Annotated in this window: 21 protein-coding genes; 20 read left to right on the top strand and 1 reads right to left on the bottom strand. The window is 65.7% G+C overall.

The annotated features are described in order from the left end of the window. Window positions 1-2: 2 nt before the first annotated feature. From rpsQ to E3O44_RS07885, 14 genes are all read left to right on the top strand, one after another. The gene (gene rpsQ / locus E3O44_RS07950; protein ID WP_134449893.1) at window positions 3-302 is read left to right on the top strand and encodes a 30S ribosomal protein S17; all 300 of its coding nucleotides are present in this window, start codon (window positions 3-5) and stop codon (window positions 300-302) included. A 33-nt stretch (window positions 303-335) separates the two neighbouring features. Then, window positions 336-704: a 50S ribosomal protein L14 gene (gene rplN / locus E3O44_RS07945; RefSeq protein WP_134449894.1), complete on the top strand. Its 369-nt coding sequence runs from the start codon at window positions 336-338 to the stop codon at window positions 702-704. Window positions 705-707: 3 nt separating this feature from the next. Next, entirely contained in the window at window positions 708-1067 is a 360-nt protein-coding gene (rplX, locus tag E3O44_RS07940; RefSeq protein WP_134449895.1) for a 50S ribosomal protein L24, read from the top strand. Then, the gene (rplE, locus tag E3O44_RS07935) at window positions 1067-1666 is read left to right on the top strand and encodes a 50S ribosomal protein L5 (protein WP_134534169.1); all 600 of its coding nucleotides are present in this window, start codon (window positions 1067-1069) and stop codon (window positions 1664-1666) included. The genes rplX and rplE overlap by 1 nt, the downstream gene beginning before the upstream one ends. A 108-nt stretch (window positions 1667-1774) precedes the next feature. Beyond that, window positions 1775-2173: a 30S ribosomal protein S8 gene (gene rpsH / locus E3O44_RS07930; RefSeq protein ID WP_066597609.1), complete on the top strand. Its 399-nt coding sequence runs from the start codon at window positions 1775-1777 to the stop codon at window positions 2171-2173. A gap of 6 nt (window positions 2174-2179) precedes the next feature. Then, on the top strand, window positions 2180-2716 hold the full coding sequence (gene rplF / locus E3O44_RS07925; protein ID WP_134449897.1) for a 50S ribosomal protein L6: 537 nt from the start codon (window positions 2180-2182) through the stop codon (window positions 2714-2716). Window positions 2717-2718: 2 nt separating this feature from the next. Next, window positions 2719-3090: a 50S ribosomal protein L18 gene (gene rplR / locus E3O44_RS07920; RefSeq protein WP_134449898.1), complete on the top strand. Its 372-nt coding sequence runs from the start codon at window positions 2719-2721 to the stop codon at window positions 3088-3090. A gap of 35 nt (window positions 3091-3125) precedes the next feature. Next, on the top strand, window positions 3126-3797 hold the full coding sequence (gene rpsE / locus E3O44_RS07915) for a 30S ribosomal protein S5 (RefSeq protein WP_104101028.1): 672 nt from the start codon (window positions 3126-3128) through the stop codon (window positions 3795-3797). Beyond that, on the top strand, window positions 3797-3979 hold the full coding sequence (gene rpmD, locus E3O44_RS07910; protein ID WP_174774564.1) for a 50S ribosomal protein L30: 183 nt from the start codon (window positions 3797-3799) through the stop codon (window positions 3977-3979). Before rpsE ends, rpmD begins: the two co-directional genes overlap by 1 nt. After that, window positions 3979-4524 carry a 50S ribosomal protein L15 gene (rplO, locus tag E3O44_RS07905; RefSeq protein WP_134534167.1) on the top strand — a complete coding sequence of 182 codons (546 nt, stop codon included), beginning with the start codon at window positions 3979-3981 and terminating at the stop codon, window positions 4522-4524. The genes rpmD and rplO overlap by 1 nt, the downstream gene beginning before the upstream one ends. A 94-nt stretch (window positions 4525-4618) precedes the next feature. Next, window positions 4619-5941 carry a preprotein translocase subunit SecY gene (gene secY, locus E3O44_RS07900; protein WP_134534165.1) on the top strand — a complete coding sequence of 441 codons (1323 nt, stop codon included), beginning with the start codon at window positions 4619-4621 and terminating at the stop codon, window positions 5939-5941. Beyond that, on the top strand, window positions 5938-6549 hold the full coding sequence (locus E3O44_RS07895) for an adenylate kinase (RefSeq protein ID WP_174775058.1): 612 nt from the start codon (window positions 5938-5940) through the stop codon (window positions 6547-6549). The genes secY and E3O44_RS07895 overlap by 4 nt, the downstream gene beginning before the upstream one ends. A 22-nt stretch (window positions 6550-6571) precedes the next feature. Then, on the top strand, window positions 6572-7402 hold the full coding sequence (gene map, locus E3O44_RS07890; RefSeq protein ID WP_134534163.1) for a type I methionyl aminopeptidase: 831 nt from the start codon (window positions 6572-6574) through the stop codon (window positions 7400-7402). Between the two features lie 230 nt (window positions 7403-7632). Further along, window positions 7633-7962 (top strand): PTS sugar transporter subunit IIB, encoded by a 330-nt coding sequence (locus tag E3O44_RS07885; RefSeq protein WP_134534161.1) that lies wholly within the window; start codon window positions 7633-7635, stop codon window positions 7960-7962. A gap of 14 nt (window positions 7963-7976) precedes the next feature. Here the strand turns inward: E3O44_RS07885 and E3O44_RS07880 are convergent, their stop codons facing one another. Next, window positions 7977-9887, bottom strand: coding sequence for a BglG family transcription antiterminator (locus tag E3O44_RS07880; protein WP_134534160.1), 1911 nt, complete (start codon window positions 9885-9887; stop codon window positions 7977-7979). 168 nt (window positions 9888-10055) lie between these two features. Here E3O44_RS07880 and E3O44_RS07875 point away from each other — a divergent pair, with 168 nt between their 5' ends. The 6 genes from E3O44_RS07875 to E3O44_RS07850 all read left to right on the top strand — a co-directional run bounded on the left by E3O44_RS07875 (window position 10056) and on the right by E3O44_RS07850 (window position 15547). Beyond that, the gene (locus tag E3O44_RS07875; protein ID WP_134534158.1) at window positions 10056-10358 is read left to right on the top strand and encodes a PTS sugar transporter subunit IIB; all 303 of its coding nucleotides are present in this window, start codon (window positions 10056-10058) and stop codon (window positions 10356-10358) included. 42 nt (window positions 10359-10400) lie between these two features. Beyond that, window positions 10401-10709 carry an HPr family phosphocarrier protein gene (locus tag E3O44_RS07870; RefSeq protein ID WP_134534156.1) on the top strand — a complete coding sequence of 103 codons (309 nt, stop codon included), beginning with the start codon at window positions 10401-10403 and terminating at the stop codon, window positions 10707-10709. Next, on the top strand, window positions 10706-12406 hold the full coding sequence (gene ptsP / locus E3O44_RS07865; RefSeq protein WP_134534154.1) for a phosphoenolpyruvate--protein phosphotransferase: 1701 nt from the start codon (window positions 10706-10708) through the stop codon (window positions 12404-12406). The genes E3O44_RS07870 and ptsP overlap by 4 nt, the downstream gene beginning before the upstream one ends. A gap of 65 nt (window positions 12407-12471) precedes the next feature. After that, a complete protein-coding gene (locus tag E3O44_RS07860; RefSeq protein ID WP_134534152.1) occupies window positions 12472-13962 on the top strand; it encodes a PTS mannitol transporter subunit IIBC in 1491 nt (496 codons plus the stop codon). Continuing rightward, entirely contained in the window at window positions 13959-14399 is a 441-nt protein-coding gene (locus E3O44_RS07855) for a PTS mannitol transporter subunit IIA (protein WP_134534150.1), read from the top strand. Before E3O44_RS07860 ends, E3O44_RS07855 begins: the two co-directional genes overlap by 4 nt. Then, window positions 14396-15547 (top strand): mannitol-1-phosphate 5-dehydrogenase, encoded by a 1152-nt coding sequence (locus E3O44_RS07850; protein ID WP_134534148.1) that lies wholly within the window; start codon window positions 14396-14398, stop codon window positions 15545-15547. Before E3O44_RS07855 ends, E3O44_RS07850 begins: the two co-directional genes overlap by 4 nt. The last annotated feature ends 228 nt before the right edge of the window (window positions 15548-15775 follow it).

Genomic DNA, 15775 nt, shown 5'->3' with positions numbered 1-15775 from the left:
TCATGGCGAAGACTGACGAAACGGTCGTCGCAGCCGAGGCAGAAGCTCTCGTTCGCGGCTACCGGAAGACGCTGCGCGGCTACGTGACCAGCGACAAGATGGACAAGACCATCGTTGTCGAGGTCGAAGACCGCGTGAAGCACCCGTTGTACGGCAAGGTCATCCGCCGTACGTCCAAGCTGAAGGTCCACGACGAGGCGAACATCGCCGGCGTCGGCGACCTGGTCCTGATCAGTGAGACCCGTCCGCTGAGCGCCACCAAGCGCTTCCGCCTGGTCGAGATCCTCGAGAAGGCCAAGTAAGCCTCGCGCTTACTTGATAGAAGGGTATAAAAAGTGCTTCAGCAAGAATCACGACTCAAGGTTGCCGACAACACGGGTGCCAAGGAACTGTTGACCATCCGCGTCCTCGGTGGCTCCGGTCGTCGTTACGCAGGCCTCGGCGACACCATCGTCGCCACCGTCAAGGACGCGATCCCGGGCGGAAACGTCAAGAAGGGCGACGTCGTCAAGGCCGTCGTCGTTCGCGTCAAGAAGATGACCCGTCGTCCAGACGGTTCGTACATCAAGTTCGATGAGAACGCCGCAGTGATTTTGAAGAACGACGGTGACCCCCGGGGCACCCGAATCTTCGGACCGGTCGGTCGCGAGCTTCGCGACAAGAAGTTCATGAAGATCATCTCGCTGGCACCGGAGGTTATCTAAATCATGGCCAGACTCAAAAAGGGTGACCTCGTACAGGTCATCAGCGGCCGCAGCCAGGCACGCGGCGGCGACCGTGGCAAGCAGGGCAAGGTCATCGCCGTGCTCGTGGAGAAGAACCGTGTCCTCGTCGAGGGCATCAACTTCGTCACGAAGCACGTGCGTGTCGGCCAGACCCAGCGCGGCACCAAGACCGGCGGCATCGAGACCATGGAGGCGCCGATCCACGCGTCCAACGTGGCCATCGTCGACCCGGAGACCAAGAAGCCGACTCGCGTCGGCGTCCGCATCGAAGAGGTAACGAAGGACGGCGTCACCAAGACGGTCCGCATCCGTTACGCCAAGAAGTCAGGGAAGGACCTCTGATGACCGACACGATCGTTGCTGCGGGCGAAGCGCCCGTCAAGACGCTTCCGCGTCTCAAGCAGAAGTACCGCGACGAGATCTCCGCCAAGCTCGCCACCGAGCTCGGTTTCACGAACGTTCACCAGATTCCGAACCTCGTGAAGATCGTCGTCAACATGGGTGTCGGCGAGGCAGCTCGCGACGGCAAGATCATGGATGGCGCCGTTTCGGACCTCACCAAGATCACCGGCCAGAAGCCGCAGGTCACCAAGGCCCGCAAGTCCATCGCGCAGTTCAAACTGCGTGAAGGACAGCCCATTGGAACCCACGTCACCCTTCGCGGCGACCGCATGTGGGAGTTCCTGGACCGGCTCCTGAGCCTCGCCCTTCCCCGTATCCGTGACTTCCGCGGCCTCTCGGACAAGCAGTTCGACGGTGCGGGCAACTACACCTTCGGTCTCACCGAGCAGGTCATGTTCCACGAGATCGACCAGGACCGGATCGACCGTCTTCGCGGTATGGACATCACTGTCGTGACGACCGCCAAGAACAACGAAGAAGGCCGCGCGCTGCTCAAGGCGCTTGGCTTCCCCTTCCAGACGGCCGAGAACACCAAGTAGTACCGGCTAGTTTTAAACCCTGGGGCTGGACAACCGTCCAGCCCCACCACGACCAAGGTCGTCACCCGTGTAACGGATGAACGAAACCAGGCGAGAAAGGCACCACAAATGACAATGACAGATCCGGTCGCAGACATGCTGACCAGACTGCGCAACGCTAACTCGGCGTACCACGACACAGTGTCGATGCCGCACAGCAAGCTCAAAGCGCACATCGCAGACATCCTCAAGGCGCAGGGTTACATCTCCGCCTGGGATGTCAAGGATGCAGAGGTCGGAAAGACCCTCACGCTGAACCTCAAGTTCGGTCCGAACCGCGAGCGTTCCATCGTCGGCATCAAGCGGGTTTCCAAGCCCGGCCTGCGCGTGTACGCAAAGTCGACCGAAATCCCCACCGTTCTCGGTGGCCTCGGCGTTGCCATCCTGTCCACCTCCAGCGGTCTGCTCACCGACCGTCAGGCCGAGAAGAAGGGCGTAGGCGGAGAAGTTCTCGCCTACGTGTGGTAGTCGACAATGTCACGTATTGGAAGACTCCCCATCCCGATCCCCGCGGATGTCACGGTTGCCACTGAGGGCCGCCTCGTCAGCGTCAAGGGCCCGAAGGGTGAGCTCGCGCTCACCGTCGCCAACCCGATTCAGGTGTCGATCGAAGACGGCCACGTTGTCGTCACCCGTCCGGACGACGAGCGCGCATCGCGTTCGCTGCACGGCCTGACCCGCACCCTGATCGCCAACCAGATCATCGGGGTGACCGTGGGTTACACCAAGGGCCTCGAGATCGTCGGTACCGGTTACCGCGTCGCCCAGAAGGGCACCGCGGTCGAGTTCGCCCTTGGCTTCTCACACCCGGTCCTCATCGAGCCGCCCGTCGGCATCACCCTGACCGTCGAGGGCGTCAACCGCCTCACGGTCGGTGGCATCGACAAGCAGGCCGTCGGCGAGGTCGCCGCCAACATCCGTAAGATTCGCAAGCCTGAGCCCTACAAGGGCAAGGGTGTGCGTTACGCCGGCGAGATTGTTCGCCGCAAGGCCGGAAAGAGTGGTAAGTAACCATGGGTCTCGGAACTAGAGGTAAGAGCAAGGCCGCTGCCCGCGGACGCAGGCACACACGTCTTCGCAAAAAGGTCGTCGGTACGGAGCTTCGTCCCCGTCTCGTCGTCACCCGTTCGGCTCGCCACGTCTTCGTGCAGGTCGTCGACGACAGCAAGGGTTTCACCCTTGCGTCGGCATCCACGCTCGAGACGGACATGCGCACCTTCGATGGTGACAAGACCGCCAAGGCCCGTAAGGTCGGTGAACTCGTCGCCGAGCGCGCGAAGGCCGCCGGTATCGACGCCGTCGTATTTGACCGTGGCGGCAGCAAGTACGCGGGACGCGTCGCTGCCATCGCCGAGGGAGCTCGAGAGGGTGGATTGAACCTGTGACCGCTGAAACCAGTAACACAGCAGCCAAGGAGACCGTGGTGGCCGCTGAGGCACCCGTCGAAACCGCTGCGTCAACCGCTCCGGCACAGAACGAGCCTCGTGAGGCTCGTCGTGGTGGCCGTGAGCGCAACCCGAACAAGGATCGCGGAAGCCGCGACGCCGACAAGAGCCAGTTCCTGGAGCGCGTTGTCACCATCAACCGCGTTTCCAAGGTGGTGAAGGGTGGTCGTCGCTTCAGCTTCACCGCCCTCGTCGTCGTCGGTGACGGCAACGGACTCGTCGGCGTGGGATACGGCAAGGCCCGCGAGGTCCCGACCGCTATCTCCAAGGGCGTCGAGGAAGCGAAGAAGAACTTCTTCCGCGTTCCCCGCGTCGGCCTGACGATCCCGCACCCGGTCCAGGGCGAAGCCGCAGCCGGCGTTGTCCTGCTGCGTCCCGCCGCTGCCGGTACCGGCGTTATCGCCGGTGGCCCCGTCCGCGCCGTGCTCGAATGCGCCGGCATCCACGACGTCCTGAGCAAGTCGCTCGGTTCGTCGAACACCATCAACATCGTCCACGCCACAGTCGAGGCACTGCACCAGCTCGAAGAGCCGCGTGCCGTTGCCGCCCGTCGTGGCCTCGCGTACGAAGACGTGGCCCCGGCCCGTTTCCTGCGCGCCGACGCCGCGGCTGCTGCTGCAGCAGCGGCAGCAAAGGCAGGTGCCTGATGGCTCGCCTCAAAGTGACACAGATCAAGTCCAAAATTAGTGAGAAGCAGAACCAGCGCGACACGCTTCGCAGCCTGGGTCTCAAGCGCATTGGCGCTGTCGTGATCCGCGAGGACAACTCGCAGAACCGCGGCTATGTCAACACGGTTGCTCACCTCGTGAAGGTCGAGGAGATTGACTAATGGCTGACGAGAAGGACGCTGCCGCCAAGGCAGCAACCAAGCCCGCCACCGCAAAGAAGGCTGCCCCCAAGGCTGCCGCCGCGAAGACTGCACCCGCTGAGAAGCGCGAGCAGGTGCTGAAGGTCCACCACCTTCGCCCCGCTCCCGGTTCGAAGAAGGGCCGTATGCGCGTCGGTCGTGGTGAAGGATCCAAGGGTAAGACCGCGGGTCGTGGCACCAAGGGCACCAAGGCACGCTACAACGTGCGCATCGGTTTCGAGGGTGGGCAGATGCCTCTGCACATGCGCACTCCGAAGCTGCGCGGGTTCAAGAACCCGTTCCGCGTCGAGTACCAGGTCGTCAACCTCGACCGTCTTGCCGAGCTCTACCCGAACGGTGGCGATGTAACCATCGCCGACCTGGTCGCCAAGGGCGCCGTTCGCGACAACGAAAAAGTCAAGGTGCTCGGTAACGGTGAAATTGCCGTTAAGCTGAACATTGCGGTCGACAAGGTCTCCAGCTCAGCTGAGCAGAAGATCGTCGCCGCGGGTGGCTCAATCAAGTAAGTCCGTAGACGCTGATCGAGCTTGTCGGGCGTCGCCATCGTGTATTCGATAGCGGCCCCGGCAGGCTCGTTTCACGTTAGTAACTGGAGGCCTTTTGTTCAGCGCCATAGCGCGGATCTTCCGCACGCCCGACCTTCGCAAGAAAATCGGATTCAGCCTCGGTATCGTGGCTTTGTTCCGACTGGGCTCGTTCATCCCCTCTCCCTTTGTGGACTTCGGAAACGTGCAAGCGTGTCTCGCGGCGAACCAGGGCACCAGCGGCCTCTATGAGCTCGTCAACCTGTTCAGCGGTGGCGCGCTGCTGCAGCTGTCGGTCTTCGCGCTCGGCATCATGCCGTACATCACGGCCTCGATCATCGTGCAGCTGCTGCGCGTGGTCATCCCACACTTCGAGACCCTCTACAAAGAGGGCGCGTCCGGGCAGAGCACACTCACCCAGTACACGCGTTATCTCACGATCGCCCTCGGCATCCTCCAGTCGACGACGCTCATCACGGTCGCCCGCAGCGGCGCGCTGTTCGGCACCTCGTCGAGCTCCGAGTGCTCGCAGCTCATCACCAATGACGCCTGGTACGCCATCATGCTCATGGTCATCACCATGACGGCAGGCACCGGCGTCATCATGTGGATGGGTGAGCTCATCACCGAGCGCGGCATCGGCAACGGCATGTCGCTCCTCATCTTCACGTCCATCGCGGCGCGCTTCCCGAACTCCCTCGGCTCGATCCTGAACCAGAAGGGCCTCGACACCTTCCTGATCGTCATCGCGGTCGGACTGCTCGTCGTCGCCGCCGTCGTGTTCGTCGAACAGTCGCAACGACGCATCCCGGTGCAGTACGCCAAGCGGATGGTCGGACGTCGCACCTACGGCGGCAACAACACGTACATCCCGATCAAGGTCAACATGGCCGGCGTGGTCCCCGTGATCTTCGCGTCCTCGCTGCTGTACCTGCCGGCCCTGATCGCGCAGTTCAACCAGCCATCCGCCGGACAGGCACCAGCGGCCTGGGTCTCCTGGGTCACCAACAACCTGACCAAGGGCGACCACCCGCTCTACATGCTGATGTACTTCCTGCTCATCGTCGGCTTCACCTACTTCTACGTCGCGATCACCTTCAACCCCGAAGAGGTCGCCGACAACATGAAGAAGTACGGCGGATTCATCCCCGGCATCCGCGCGGGACGCCCGACGGCCGAGTACCTCGACTTCGTGCTGACCCGGGTGACCCTGCCCGGTGCGCTCTATCTCGGGCTGATCGCGCTCCTGCCGCTGATCGCCTTCTCGGTGATCGGCGCCGACCAGAACTTCCCGTTCGGTGGCGCGAGCATCCTGATCATCGTCGGTGTCGGTCTGGAGACCGTCAAGCAGATCGACTCGCAGCTGCAGCAGCGCCACTACGAAGGGCTGCTCCGATGACCCGCCTGCTCGTGATCGGCCCGCCCGGCGCAGGCAAGGGCACGCAGGCCGTTCGCCTGGCCGCCGCCTTCGGGATCCCGGCCGTCTCGACCGGAGATATCTTCCGGTACAACGTGACCAACCAGACCGAACTCGGCCTGAAGGTCAAGTCCTTCATGGACAAGGGCGCATACGTACCCGACTCCCTGACCAACGAGATCGTCGCCGACCGGCTCGCCCAGGCGGATGCCGCAGACGGCTTCCTCCTCGACGGGTACCCGCGCACGCTCGACCAGGTGCACGAGCTCGACCGCCTGCTCGAATCCGACGGCGCCGCACTCGACGTCGTCGTCCAGATCTCAGCGGACACCGACGAGGTCGTCGCCCGTCTGCTCAAGCGCGCGGCCGAACAGGGCCGCGCGGACGACACGGCCGACGTCATCCGTCACCGTCTCGAGGTTTACTCGGAGCAGACTGCTCCGCTTATCGACGTGTACGGGGCCCGCGGGCTCGTTGTCACCGTTGACGGCCTCGGTGCCGTCGACGCGGTGACCGAGCGCATCCTGAGCGCCCTTGCGGAGCGCGAGCTCCGCGCCGTCGACAACCCGGACGCACCGAGCGCGTCCTGATCCGTTTGCGGGGAACCAGGCAATGAGCCTTCGTCGATCCATCTACAAGTCGCCGGCACAGTTGCGGCTGATGATCGCACCGGGCCTCGCGACCGCCGCGTCACTCGACGCTGCCCGCGCGTTGATGCGTCCGGGTGTCACGACCCTCGAGCTCGACGCGGCCGCTGAGGCTGCGATCGTGGCCCGCGGCGGCCTGCCGAACTTCAAGCTCGAGCACGGCTACTTCCACACGGTCTGCGCGAGCGTGAACGAGGACGTCGTACACGGCATCCCCGGTGCCCGTGTCCTCGGCGCCGGCGACATCGTGTCGATCGACAGCGGCGCGATCCTCGACGGCTGGAACGGCGACGCCGCGTTCAGCTACGTGATCCCGGACCCGACCCGGCCCGAGATCGTCGCCGAACGGCAGAAGCTCTCGGACGTCACCGAACAGTCCCTCTGGCACGGCATCGCCCGCCTCGCCGAGGCGCGCTACCTCAACGAGGTCGGCGACGCCATCGAGGACTACGTCGAGTCCCAGGGCAGCTACGGCATCCTCACGGACTACGTCGGCCACGGCATCGGCCGGTCCATGCACGAGGCCCCTCCCGTGTTCAACTACCGGGTACGCCAGAAGGGCCCGGAGGTCAAGCCCGGTCTCGTCGTCGCCATCGAGCCGATGGTCGTGCTCGGCTCGATCGACACCTTCGTCCGCGACGACGAGTGGACCGTCGCGACGAGCGACGGCCTCGCGGCCGCGCACTGGGAGCACAGCGTCGCCGTGCACAAGGACGGCATCTGGGTGCTCACCGCAGAAGACGGCGGAGCCGCGCAGCTCGCCCCCCTCGGCGTGACCCCCGTTCCCATCCCCTAACCCCCGCCCCTCGGCGCTCTGCTGCCCTCACCGCGCGCCCGTCCCGCGCGCGTCTGTCCCGCGAGAGTACGAATTTGGCCCTTAAACCGCGAGTTTAAGGGCCAAATTCGTACTCTCGCGGTGGGGAACGGTGGGCTGCGGCGCGCCGGGACGCGGCATCCGCTAGCCAAAGTCCCCGAATAGCGGGAGGATGGAAGTGGGCAGAGCCCGCTGAAGGAATGAGCAGGTCAATGAGGATTCTCGTAGTTTGCGGTGCCGGAGCGTCCAGCGCCTTCGTCGCACATCGCGTGCGCCGTACCGGTGAGGCCAGGGGCCTCGAACTGACGGTTCACGCCGGCAGCGAATCCGATCTTCCCGGGTCACTCGACCCGATCGACGTCTTGCTCGTCGGCCCGTACCTCGCGCCGCGTTACGCGAAGATCCGCGCCCAGGCGATCAAGCGGGGCGTCGGCGTCGCGCTGCTTCCCGACACCGTGTTCGCGTCCCAGGACGGCGACGAGGCACTCGACCTCGCCATCTACGCCTACAAGTCGCGCGACTGGGCGGAACTGACCGCCTGAGCTCGGTCGCCCGGCTACTGGTCCATCAGGTGCACGAGTTCGTCGATGAAGGATGCGAAGTCGACAGACCTGCGGACCAGGCGCTGAACATCGTTGCGGTCTGAGAAGACCTCGACGAACTGGTCGAAGACATCCTGGAAGCTCTTGCGACCCGCGGCGCTGAACGCGACGAGCGCGACGACGTTGACCCGGGCCTCTCCCCAGTCCATCGGGGTGTCGTTGATCACGATCGCGATCGACGTGCGGTTCGCGGTCATCGACATCGAGTGCGGCACGGCGAGGTTGTCGGTGAACGCCGTCGAACTCATCAGTTCGCGCTCGATCGCGCCGTCGATGTACTCCGGTTCGATGATGCCCTGCTCGGCCATCCGCTCGCCGAGCGCGCGGATCATGGCGTCCTCATCGCTCGCGTAGAAGTTGTGTGAGAACAGCGAGGCGTCGAAGAACTGGAGCAGGTCGTCCTTGAGGTGCGCGCGCCTGCGCAGCCTGCGCACCCGGCTCGCGGCCTTCCGGATCCGCTCGATGTCGGTCTCGGTCAGGAACGGCTGGATCACGATGATCCCGTCGCCGATGCGGCCGGGGTCGATCGTCGTGAGCACAAGGTCGGCCTCGAGGCCGTTCCAGTCCACGTCGCTGCGCGTGACGACCGAGACGACCTCGAGCTCGTCGCCGAGGACCCGTTCGATGCGCTCACGCAGCAGGACGTGCATGTCGTAGTAGTTGGGGCAGACGATCGCACAGCTGACCAGGTCGACCCGGCGGGACTGCTGCTGCAGGTGCGCGCCGACATGCATCGCGATGTACGCGATCTCGTCGTCGTTGATCACGATCCGCTCCTGGCGCTGCAGCTGGCTCGCGATGTACACCGCGAGCTCGTAGATCATCGGGTAACTCGTCTTGATCGACCGGGTGAGGGGGTTGTGGGCGAACGACCGGTCCTGGGCGCGGTTGATCAGGTTGCGCACGTGCAGGGTGAGCCGCACGATGAACGTCTCCTCGGTGAGGTCGACGAGGAATTCCTCGCTCGCCCGCGTGACGATCTGCCGGACCGTGTCGAGGTCTTCCGGACGCACGAAGTTCTCGATCAGCTTCGTAGCGGGCTGGTCGTGCCCGGGCGTGATCACGCGGGTGGTGAGGAGGAGCCCGATGTAGTCGAGGTCCCCGATCGCAAGCTCGACGTCGAAGTGCCGTTTGATCAGCACGGCGAGGGCCTGTGTCATCTCGTCCGGGGGAGTGGCCTGCGGCTCCGCGGGCAGCGGGGCCGCGCGTTTCGTGACGCGGTCGACGGCGATCGCCACGTGCAGCAACACGTCGTTGGTGCCGTACTCGTTCACGAAGTACCCCTGGGCGTCGAGCATGGCGATCAGGTCGGTCTTGAACGCGCTGAGGCTCTTCGACGCGAACTCGCGCTGGATCGTCTCGAGGTTGAGCATTCCGCGGTCGGTCTCCTCGCGGAACATCCTGCTGAGCAGCCGGCGTCGGTCGGTCTCCGAGCCGGCCAGGGTGACGACGCTACCGCGCCGCCCGAGGGTGAGCCCGGTCTCCGGCAGCAGCGACCGCACCCGGGCCAGATCGGCTTCGATCGTTGAATCGCTCACGAACAGTTCCGCGGCGAGGCTGTACACGTCGAGACCGTTGTCGGACTCGGTGAGCCGCCGGACGAGGGCGTAGAGCCGGTTCTGCTTGGAATCCGGGTCGGCCGGCTTGTGGCTCGACCGGAACGCGGCGTACGCCTCGAGGTCCAGCCGGTACCCGGCCGTCCCCGATTCGATCACATCGAGCGGATGCGCCGCCGCCTTCACGTTGGTCACGTAACTGCGCACGGTCCGAGGCGTGACCCCGAGGTGGTCCGCGAGTTCACCGGCGGTCACCCAGACCGGCGTCTGCGACAGATACTCCAGCATCCGCGTTTGTTTGTCGCTCATCGCACAAAACTCCACATTGTCGTCACTAGTCAATCACGTCGCACCCCTCCGGTATTCCCGAACCGTATTCCCGCGCCGTGTTTCCGGGGGTGCGGAAACAGCTCTACTGGCCGGCGCACGGCAACACGACGAAACTGAATTCAGTCGATACACCGAAAGGCCGAGTCAATGAGGATTCTTGTGATCTGTGGTGCGGGCGCGTCCAGTACCTTCGTGGCGCTGCGGATGCGCCGGACCATTTCCGAGCGCGGCCTGACCGCCACGGTCGCGGCGGCGAGTGAAACCGAGCTCCCCGACGCCCTCGACGGCATCGACGCACTGCTCGTCGGCCCGCACCTGGCCGGACGCTTCCCCGAGATCCGGGCGCAGGCGGCCGAACACGGCGTGGGCTGCGCGCTCCTGCCCGACACGATCTTCACCGCCCGTGACGGATCAGAAGCACTCGACGCGGCGCTCGCAGCCGCGGCCTGACCCAGTACAGCACTCCACTCTCCACCGGAAGGAAACCCACCGATGATTGAACGACAGGTTCGAATCGGCTCGGCAAACGGCCTGCACGCGCGCCCCGCAAAACTCTTCACCAAGGCGGCAGCCGACTCCGGCGTCAAGATCACGATCGAAAAGGCGGGCGGCAAGGCCGTCAACGCCGCCAGCATCCTCGCCGTCATCTCCCTCGGCCTCGCCAACGGGGACGAGGTCACGCTCGCGACCATCGACGACGAGGCCGGTGCCGCCCTCGACACCCTCGTCGCCCTGCTCGCCGCAGACCACGACCTGCCGGCCGCGGACGCCGCTCCCGCAGAGACGCGGGTCGCGGTATGAGCCTCGCACCGGCATCCGCCACGGCAGGCGTCGACCTGACCGGCACCGGCATCGGCCAGGGCGTCGCCATCGGCCGCGTCCTGCGGATGCCCGAACCGCTCCCTGAGCCCACGGACACCCCCAGCGCACTCACCCCGGAGGACGAGGGCGCCCGCGCCGCGTCCGCCCAGCGTTTCGTCGCCGTCGACCTCGAGGCCCGCGCCGAACGCGCAGGCGGAGCCGCCCAGGAAGTCCTCGAAGCCCAGGCCATGATGGCCGAGGACCCGACCCTCGTCGACGACCTCACCGAACGGCTCGCGACCGGCAAGACCGCGGAGCGCGCCGTGTTCGAGGCCTTCTCCACGTTCCGCGACCAGCTCACCGAGCTCGGCGGCTACCTCGCCGAACGCGCCGCCGACCTCGACGACGTGTCCCAGCGGGTCATCGCCCAGCTGGGCGGCCGTGCCGCCCCCGGCGTGCCCGAGCAGGAAGAACCGTTCATCCTGATCGCCCACGACCTCGCTCCCGCGGACACCGCCCTGCTCGACCTCACCCGCGTGCTCGGCCTCGTCACGAGCGACGGAGGCCCGACGTCGCACACCGCGATCCTCGCCCGCGACAAGGCGATCGTCGCGATCGTCGGCGCCACCGGGGCAACCGACCTCGCCGACGGCACCCTCGTGATCGTCGACGCCGCCTCCGGCACCGTGACCGTGTCTCCGACCGAGGCCGAGGTCGAAACGGCCGAAGCCCGCATCCGTGCCCGCGCCCTGCGCGCCCAGGCCCCGACCGGCCCCGGCCGGCTCCGCGACGGCACACCGATCCCGCTCCTCGCGAACCTCGGCTCCGCCGACGGCGCCGCCCAGGCCGTCGCGCTGGGCGCGGAAGGCGTCGGCCTGTTCCGCACCGAGTTCCTGTTCCTCCATTCCCACAACGCGCCGACGATCCTCGAGCAGGCGGAGCAGTACGCACGCCTGCTGCACGCGTTCCCCGGCAAGAAGGTCGTCGTGCGCGCCCTCGACGCCGGCAGCGACAAGCCGCTCGCCTTCCTCAACGACGCCGAGGAGGAGAACCCCGCACTCGGCCTCCGCGGCCTCCGCGCCCTGCGCGCCTCAGAGGACATCCTCCGCGAACAGCTGACCGCGCTCGCCGAAGCGGATGCCGCGACCGACGCCGACGTCTGGGTGATGGCGCCCATGGTCGCAACGGTCGAGGAGACCACCTACTTCGTGGAGCTCGCCCACAAGCTCGGGCTCAAGACGGCCGGCGTCATGGTGGAGATCCCCTCCGCCGCGCTCCTGGCCGACCGGATCCTGCAGCACGCGGACTTCGCGTCGATCGGCACCAACGACCTCACCCAGTACACCCTCGCCGCCGACCGTCTCCTCGGTTCCGTGGCGGGTTACCAGAACCCGTGGCACCCCGCGGTCCTGCGCCTGATTGCTGAGGTGGGGGCCGCCGGCCGCGATCTCGGCAAGCCGGTCGGGGTGTGCGGAGAGGCGGCGGCGGACCCCCTGCTCGCCGTCGTGCTCGTCGGACTGGGGGCCACCAGCCTGTCCATGTCCTCAGCGGCACTTTCCGACGTCCGGGCGGAACTCGCCCGGTTCAGCGCGGAGGAGGCCCGGCAACTCGCCGCGGTCGCCCTCGCGGCAGACGGCGCGGCATCCGCTCGCGCCGCGGCGACGCACCTGGCCGCCACCTTCTCTCCCACGGACTAGTCCGTGCGAGTCGTTTCACCACTCACCCGCAATCACAACCCGAACACACAACGAAAGGCAGAGAAATGACGACGACGTCAACTGACACGAAGAGCGGAGGCGGCGCGCGCGTCCACGTGCAGCGCTTCGGCACCTTCCTCAGCGGCATGATCATGCCCAACATCGCGGCGTTTATCGCGTGGGGCCTCATCACCGCGTTCTTCATCCCGACCGGCTGGACCCCGAACGAGACCGTCGCCAAGATGGTCGACCCGATGATCTTGTACCTACTCCCGCTCCTGATCGCCAACACCGGTGGCCGCATGGTCTACGGTGTCCGCGGCGGCGTCATCGCGTCGATCGCCACGATGGGTGTCATCGTCGGCAGCGCGATCCCGATGTTCATCGGTGCGATGATCGTCGGCCCGCTTTCCGCATGGCTGCTCAAGAAGCTCGACGGCCTGTGGGCGGGCAAGATCCGCCCCGGCTTCGAGATGCTCGTTGACAACTTCTCCTCGGGTATCCTCGGCGCCATCCTCGCCCTGGGCGCGTTCTTCGGAATCGCCCCGGTCGTGACCGGCTTCAGCACCATGCTGGAGGGCGGAGTCAACTGGCTCGTCTCCAACAACCTGCTGCCGCTCGCGAGCATCCTCGTCGAGCCCGGCAAGGTGCTGTTCCTGAACAACGCCATCAACCACGGCGTGTTCACCCCGATCGGCGTGCAGCAGGTTGCCGAATCCGGCAAGTCGCTCCTCTTCCTGATCGAGGCGAACCCCGGCCCCGGCCTCGGACTGCTCCTCGCGTTCTCGTTCTTCGGTGTCGGACTTGCCAAGGCCAGTGCACCCGGCGCGATCATCATCCAGTTCCTCGGTGGTATCCACGAGATCTACTTCCCCTACGTCCTGATGAAGCCGATCCTCATCCTCGCCACCATCGGCGGCGGCATGACCGGCGTTGCGATCAACGTCGCGTTCCACACCGGCCTCCGCGCCCCCGCCTCGCCCGGCAGCATCTTCGCCGTGCTTCTCCAGACCGCACCGGACAGCTACGTCGGCGTCGTCCTCTCGGTCATCGGCTCCGCAGCCGTGTCGTTCCTGATCGCCTCCGTCATCCTCCGTGCCAGCCGCAAGCGCGACATCGCCGCAGGGCTCGACAACGACCTCACCGAGGCCGTCGCGAAGACCGAAGCGCTCAAGGGCAAGTCCTCCAGCGTCCTCGGCAACCTCGCCGCCGCCGGAACCACGGATGCCGCCACCGCGGCCGCCGCTGGCCACCAGCTGAAGAACATCGTCTTCGCCTGCGACGCCGGCATGGGTTCGAGCGCCATGGGCGCGTCCGTCCTGCGGAACAAGATCAAGAAGGCCGGTATCGAAGGCATCACGGTGACCAACCAGGCCATCGCGAACCTCGACGGCACCGCCGACCTGGTCATCACCCACCAGGACCTCACCGCGAGGGCCCAGCAGAAGTCGCCGGCATCCGTGCACGTTTCGGTGTCGAACTTCATGAACAGCCCGAAGTACGACGAGGTCGTTGAATTGCTGCAGAGCAAGGCGGACACAGAGGCCACACTGTGACCGATCAGATCCTCGAGCCCGGCAACGTGGTGGCCGCGGGAACGGCCACCACGAAGAACGACGCCATCACGGAGGCCGGCGCGTTGCTGGTCGCCGCGGGTGCAGTGACCCAGGCGTACGTCGATTCGATGTTCGACAGGGAGGCGAGCGTGTCGACCTACATGGGCAACTTCCTCGCCATCCCGCACGGCACGAACGAGGCGAAGGAGTCGATCCTTCATTCGGCGCTCTCCCTCGTCCGCTATGACACACCCATCGACTGGGACGGCAACCCGGTCCGGTTCGCAGTCGGGATCGCGGGGCTCAACAACGAGCACCTCGCGATCCTCTCGAAGATCGCCATCGTCTTCTCGGACGAGGACGAAGTACAGAAACTGATCGATGCAGGAAATGCAGGAGAGATTTACGCTCTCCTCGAGGAGGTCAACGCAGAATGAAAGCAATTCACTTCGGTGCAGGCAATATCGGTCGCGGATTCGTCGGCCTCCTGCTTCACGACGCCGGATACGAGGTGGTCTTCGCCGATGTGAATGCTTCCCTGATCGACGCCCTCAAGGCCGCGACGACCTACTCGGTGCATGAGGCGGGGGAGGAGTCGACCACTCGCGTGGTCGACAACTTCCGCGCCATCAACAGCGCGACCGACGAGGCCGCCCTGATCCAGGAGATCGCGACGGCCGACATCGTGACGACCGCCGTCGGCCCGACCGTCCTGCGCTTCGTGGCACCGGTCATCGCCGCGGGCCTCGCAGCCCGCGACGCGTCGCTGCCCCCGCTCGCCGTGATGGCGTGCGAGAACGCGATCAACGCGACCGACGTGCTCGCGGAGCAGGTCTGGCTCAACGTGGCGGAGGGAGACCGTGCGGCCATCAATGCACGCGTCGCCTTCGCCAATACAGCCGTTGACCGGATCGTTCCCGGACAAGCGGAGGGCAGCGGCATCGACGTCACCGTCGAGGCCTTCTACGAGTGGGTCATCGAGCGCGGCGCCTTCAACGGCGCCGTGCCCGTGATCCCCGGCGCGACCTTCGTCGACAACCTCGCGCCCTACATCGAGCGCAAGCTGTTCACGGTCAACACGGGTCACGCCACGGTCGCCTACCTCGGCTCCGTCGCCGGCGTCACGAAGATCTCGGACGCCCTCCTGGTGCCCGAGGTGCTTGACGGCGCCCGGCGCGTCCTGGAGGAGACCAGTGCCCTCCTGGTGGCCAAGCACGGCCTCGACGAGGCCGCCCAGCGCGCCTACCGCGAGAAGATCCTGGTTCGGTTCAAGAACCCGGCACTTCCCGACACCGTGCAGCGCGTCGGACGCCAGCCGCTCCGCAAGCTCAGCCGGCATGAGAGGTTCATCGGCCCGGCCGCGGAGATCGCCGAACGCGGCAGCCGCCCGACGGCACTGCTCGAGGCGGTCGGCGCAGCCCTCCGCTTCGACGTGCCGGACGACGAGCAGAGCGTCGAACTGCAGTCGAAGCTTCGCGTTCTCGACGCGGAGGCCTTCGTGACGGAGGTCTGCGGCCTGGACGCGACGCATCCGCTGTTCTCGGACGTGGTCACCGTCGTCGCGGGCGTGCAGCGCACGCTCTAGGTCGCCAACGCTCAAAAGAGCACCATCGGCTTCACACGCAGAAAACTGGACGATTCCGCACTGAAACGGGCGGCGGCAGCAGTATTTGCCAAGGATTATAGGGAAGAATTGCCAAAAGGCAACTTCATACCATAGAGTAAATCCTTGGTGTCTGATGCCGTCGCCTGCGGCGTGTCTAGAGCACCACATCCCCGCACGACCAGCAATCAATACCTAGTGATAGTGAGT

The organism is Cryobacterium algoricola (assembly GCF_004402485.1).
GTDB classification, from domain to species: Bacteria; Actinomycetota; Actinomycetes; order Actinomycetales; family Microbacteriaceae; genus Cryobacterium; species Cryobacterium algoricola.
This window is presented reverse-complemented; position numbering and strand designations above follow the sequence as displayed.

Excerpts from the sequence above, each read along its gene's own strand:
- rpsQ (WP_134449893.1), top strand. The coding sequence starts at position 3 with ATGGCGAAGACTGACGAAACGGTCGTCGCAGCCGAGGCAGAAGCTCTC.
- rplX (WP_134449895.1), top strand. The coding sequence starts at position 708 with ATGGCCAGACTCAAAAAGGGTGACCTCGTACAGGTCATCAGCGGCCGC.
- rplE (WP_134534169.1), top strand. The coding sequence starts at position 1,067 with ATGACCGACACGATCGTTGCTGCGGGCGAAGCGCCCGTCAAGACGCTT.
- rpsH (WP_066597609.1), top strand. The coding sequence starts at position 1,775 with ATGACAATGACAGATCCGGTCGCAGACATGCTGACCAGACTGCGCAAC.
- rplF (WP_134449897.1), top strand. The coding sequence starts at position 2,180 with ATGTCACGTATTGGAAGACTCCCCATCCCGATCCCCGCGGATGTCACG.
- rplR (WP_134449898.1), top strand. The coding sequence starts at position 2,719 with ATGGGTCTCGGAACTAGAGGTAAGAGCAAGGCCGCTGCCCGCGGACGC.
- rpmD (WP_174774564.1), top strand. The coding sequence starts at position 3,797 with ATGGCTCGCCTCAAAGTGACACAGATCAAGTCCAAAATTAGTGAGAAG.
- rplO (WP_134534167.1), top strand. The coding sequence starts at position 3,979 with ATGGCTGACGAGAAGGACGCTGCCGCCAAGGCAGCAACCAAGCCCGCC.
- E3O44_RS07895 (WP_174775058.1), top strand. The coding sequence starts at position 5,938 with ATGACCCGCCTGCTCGTGATCGGCCCGCCCGGCGCAGGCAAGGGCACG.
- map (WP_134534163.1), top strand. The coding sequence starts at position 6,572 with ATGAGCCTTCGTCGATCCATCTACAAGTCGCCGGCACAGTTGCGGCTG.
- E3O44_RS07885 (WP_134534161.1), top strand. The coding sequence starts at position 7,633 with ATGAGGATTCTCGTAGTTTGCGGTGCCGGAGCGTCCAGCGCCTTCGTC.
- E3O44_RS07880 (WP_134534160.1), bottom strand. The coding sequence starts at position 9,887 with ATGAGCGACAAACAAACGCGGATGCTGGAGTATCTGTCGCAGACGCCG.
- E3O44_RS07875 (WP_134534158.1), top strand. The coding sequence starts at position 10,056 with ATGAGGATTCTTGTGATCTGTGGTGCGGGCGCGTCCAGTACCTTCGTG.
- E3O44_RS07870 (WP_134534156.1), top strand. The coding sequence starts at position 10,401 with ATGATTGAACGACAGGTTCGAATCGGCTCGGCAAACGGCCTGCACGCG.
- ptsP (WP_134534154.1), top strand. The coding sequence starts at position 10,706 with ATGAGCCTCGCACCGGCATCCGCCACGGCAGGCGTCGACCTGACCGGC.
- E3O44_RS07860 (WP_134534152.1), top strand. The coding sequence starts at position 12,472 with ATGACGACGACGTCAACTGACACGAAGAGCGGAGGCGGCGCGCGCGTC.
- E3O44_RS07850 (WP_134534148.1), top strand. The coding sequence starts at position 14,396 with ATGAAAGCAATTCACTTCGGTGCAGGCAATATCGGTCGCGGATTCGTC.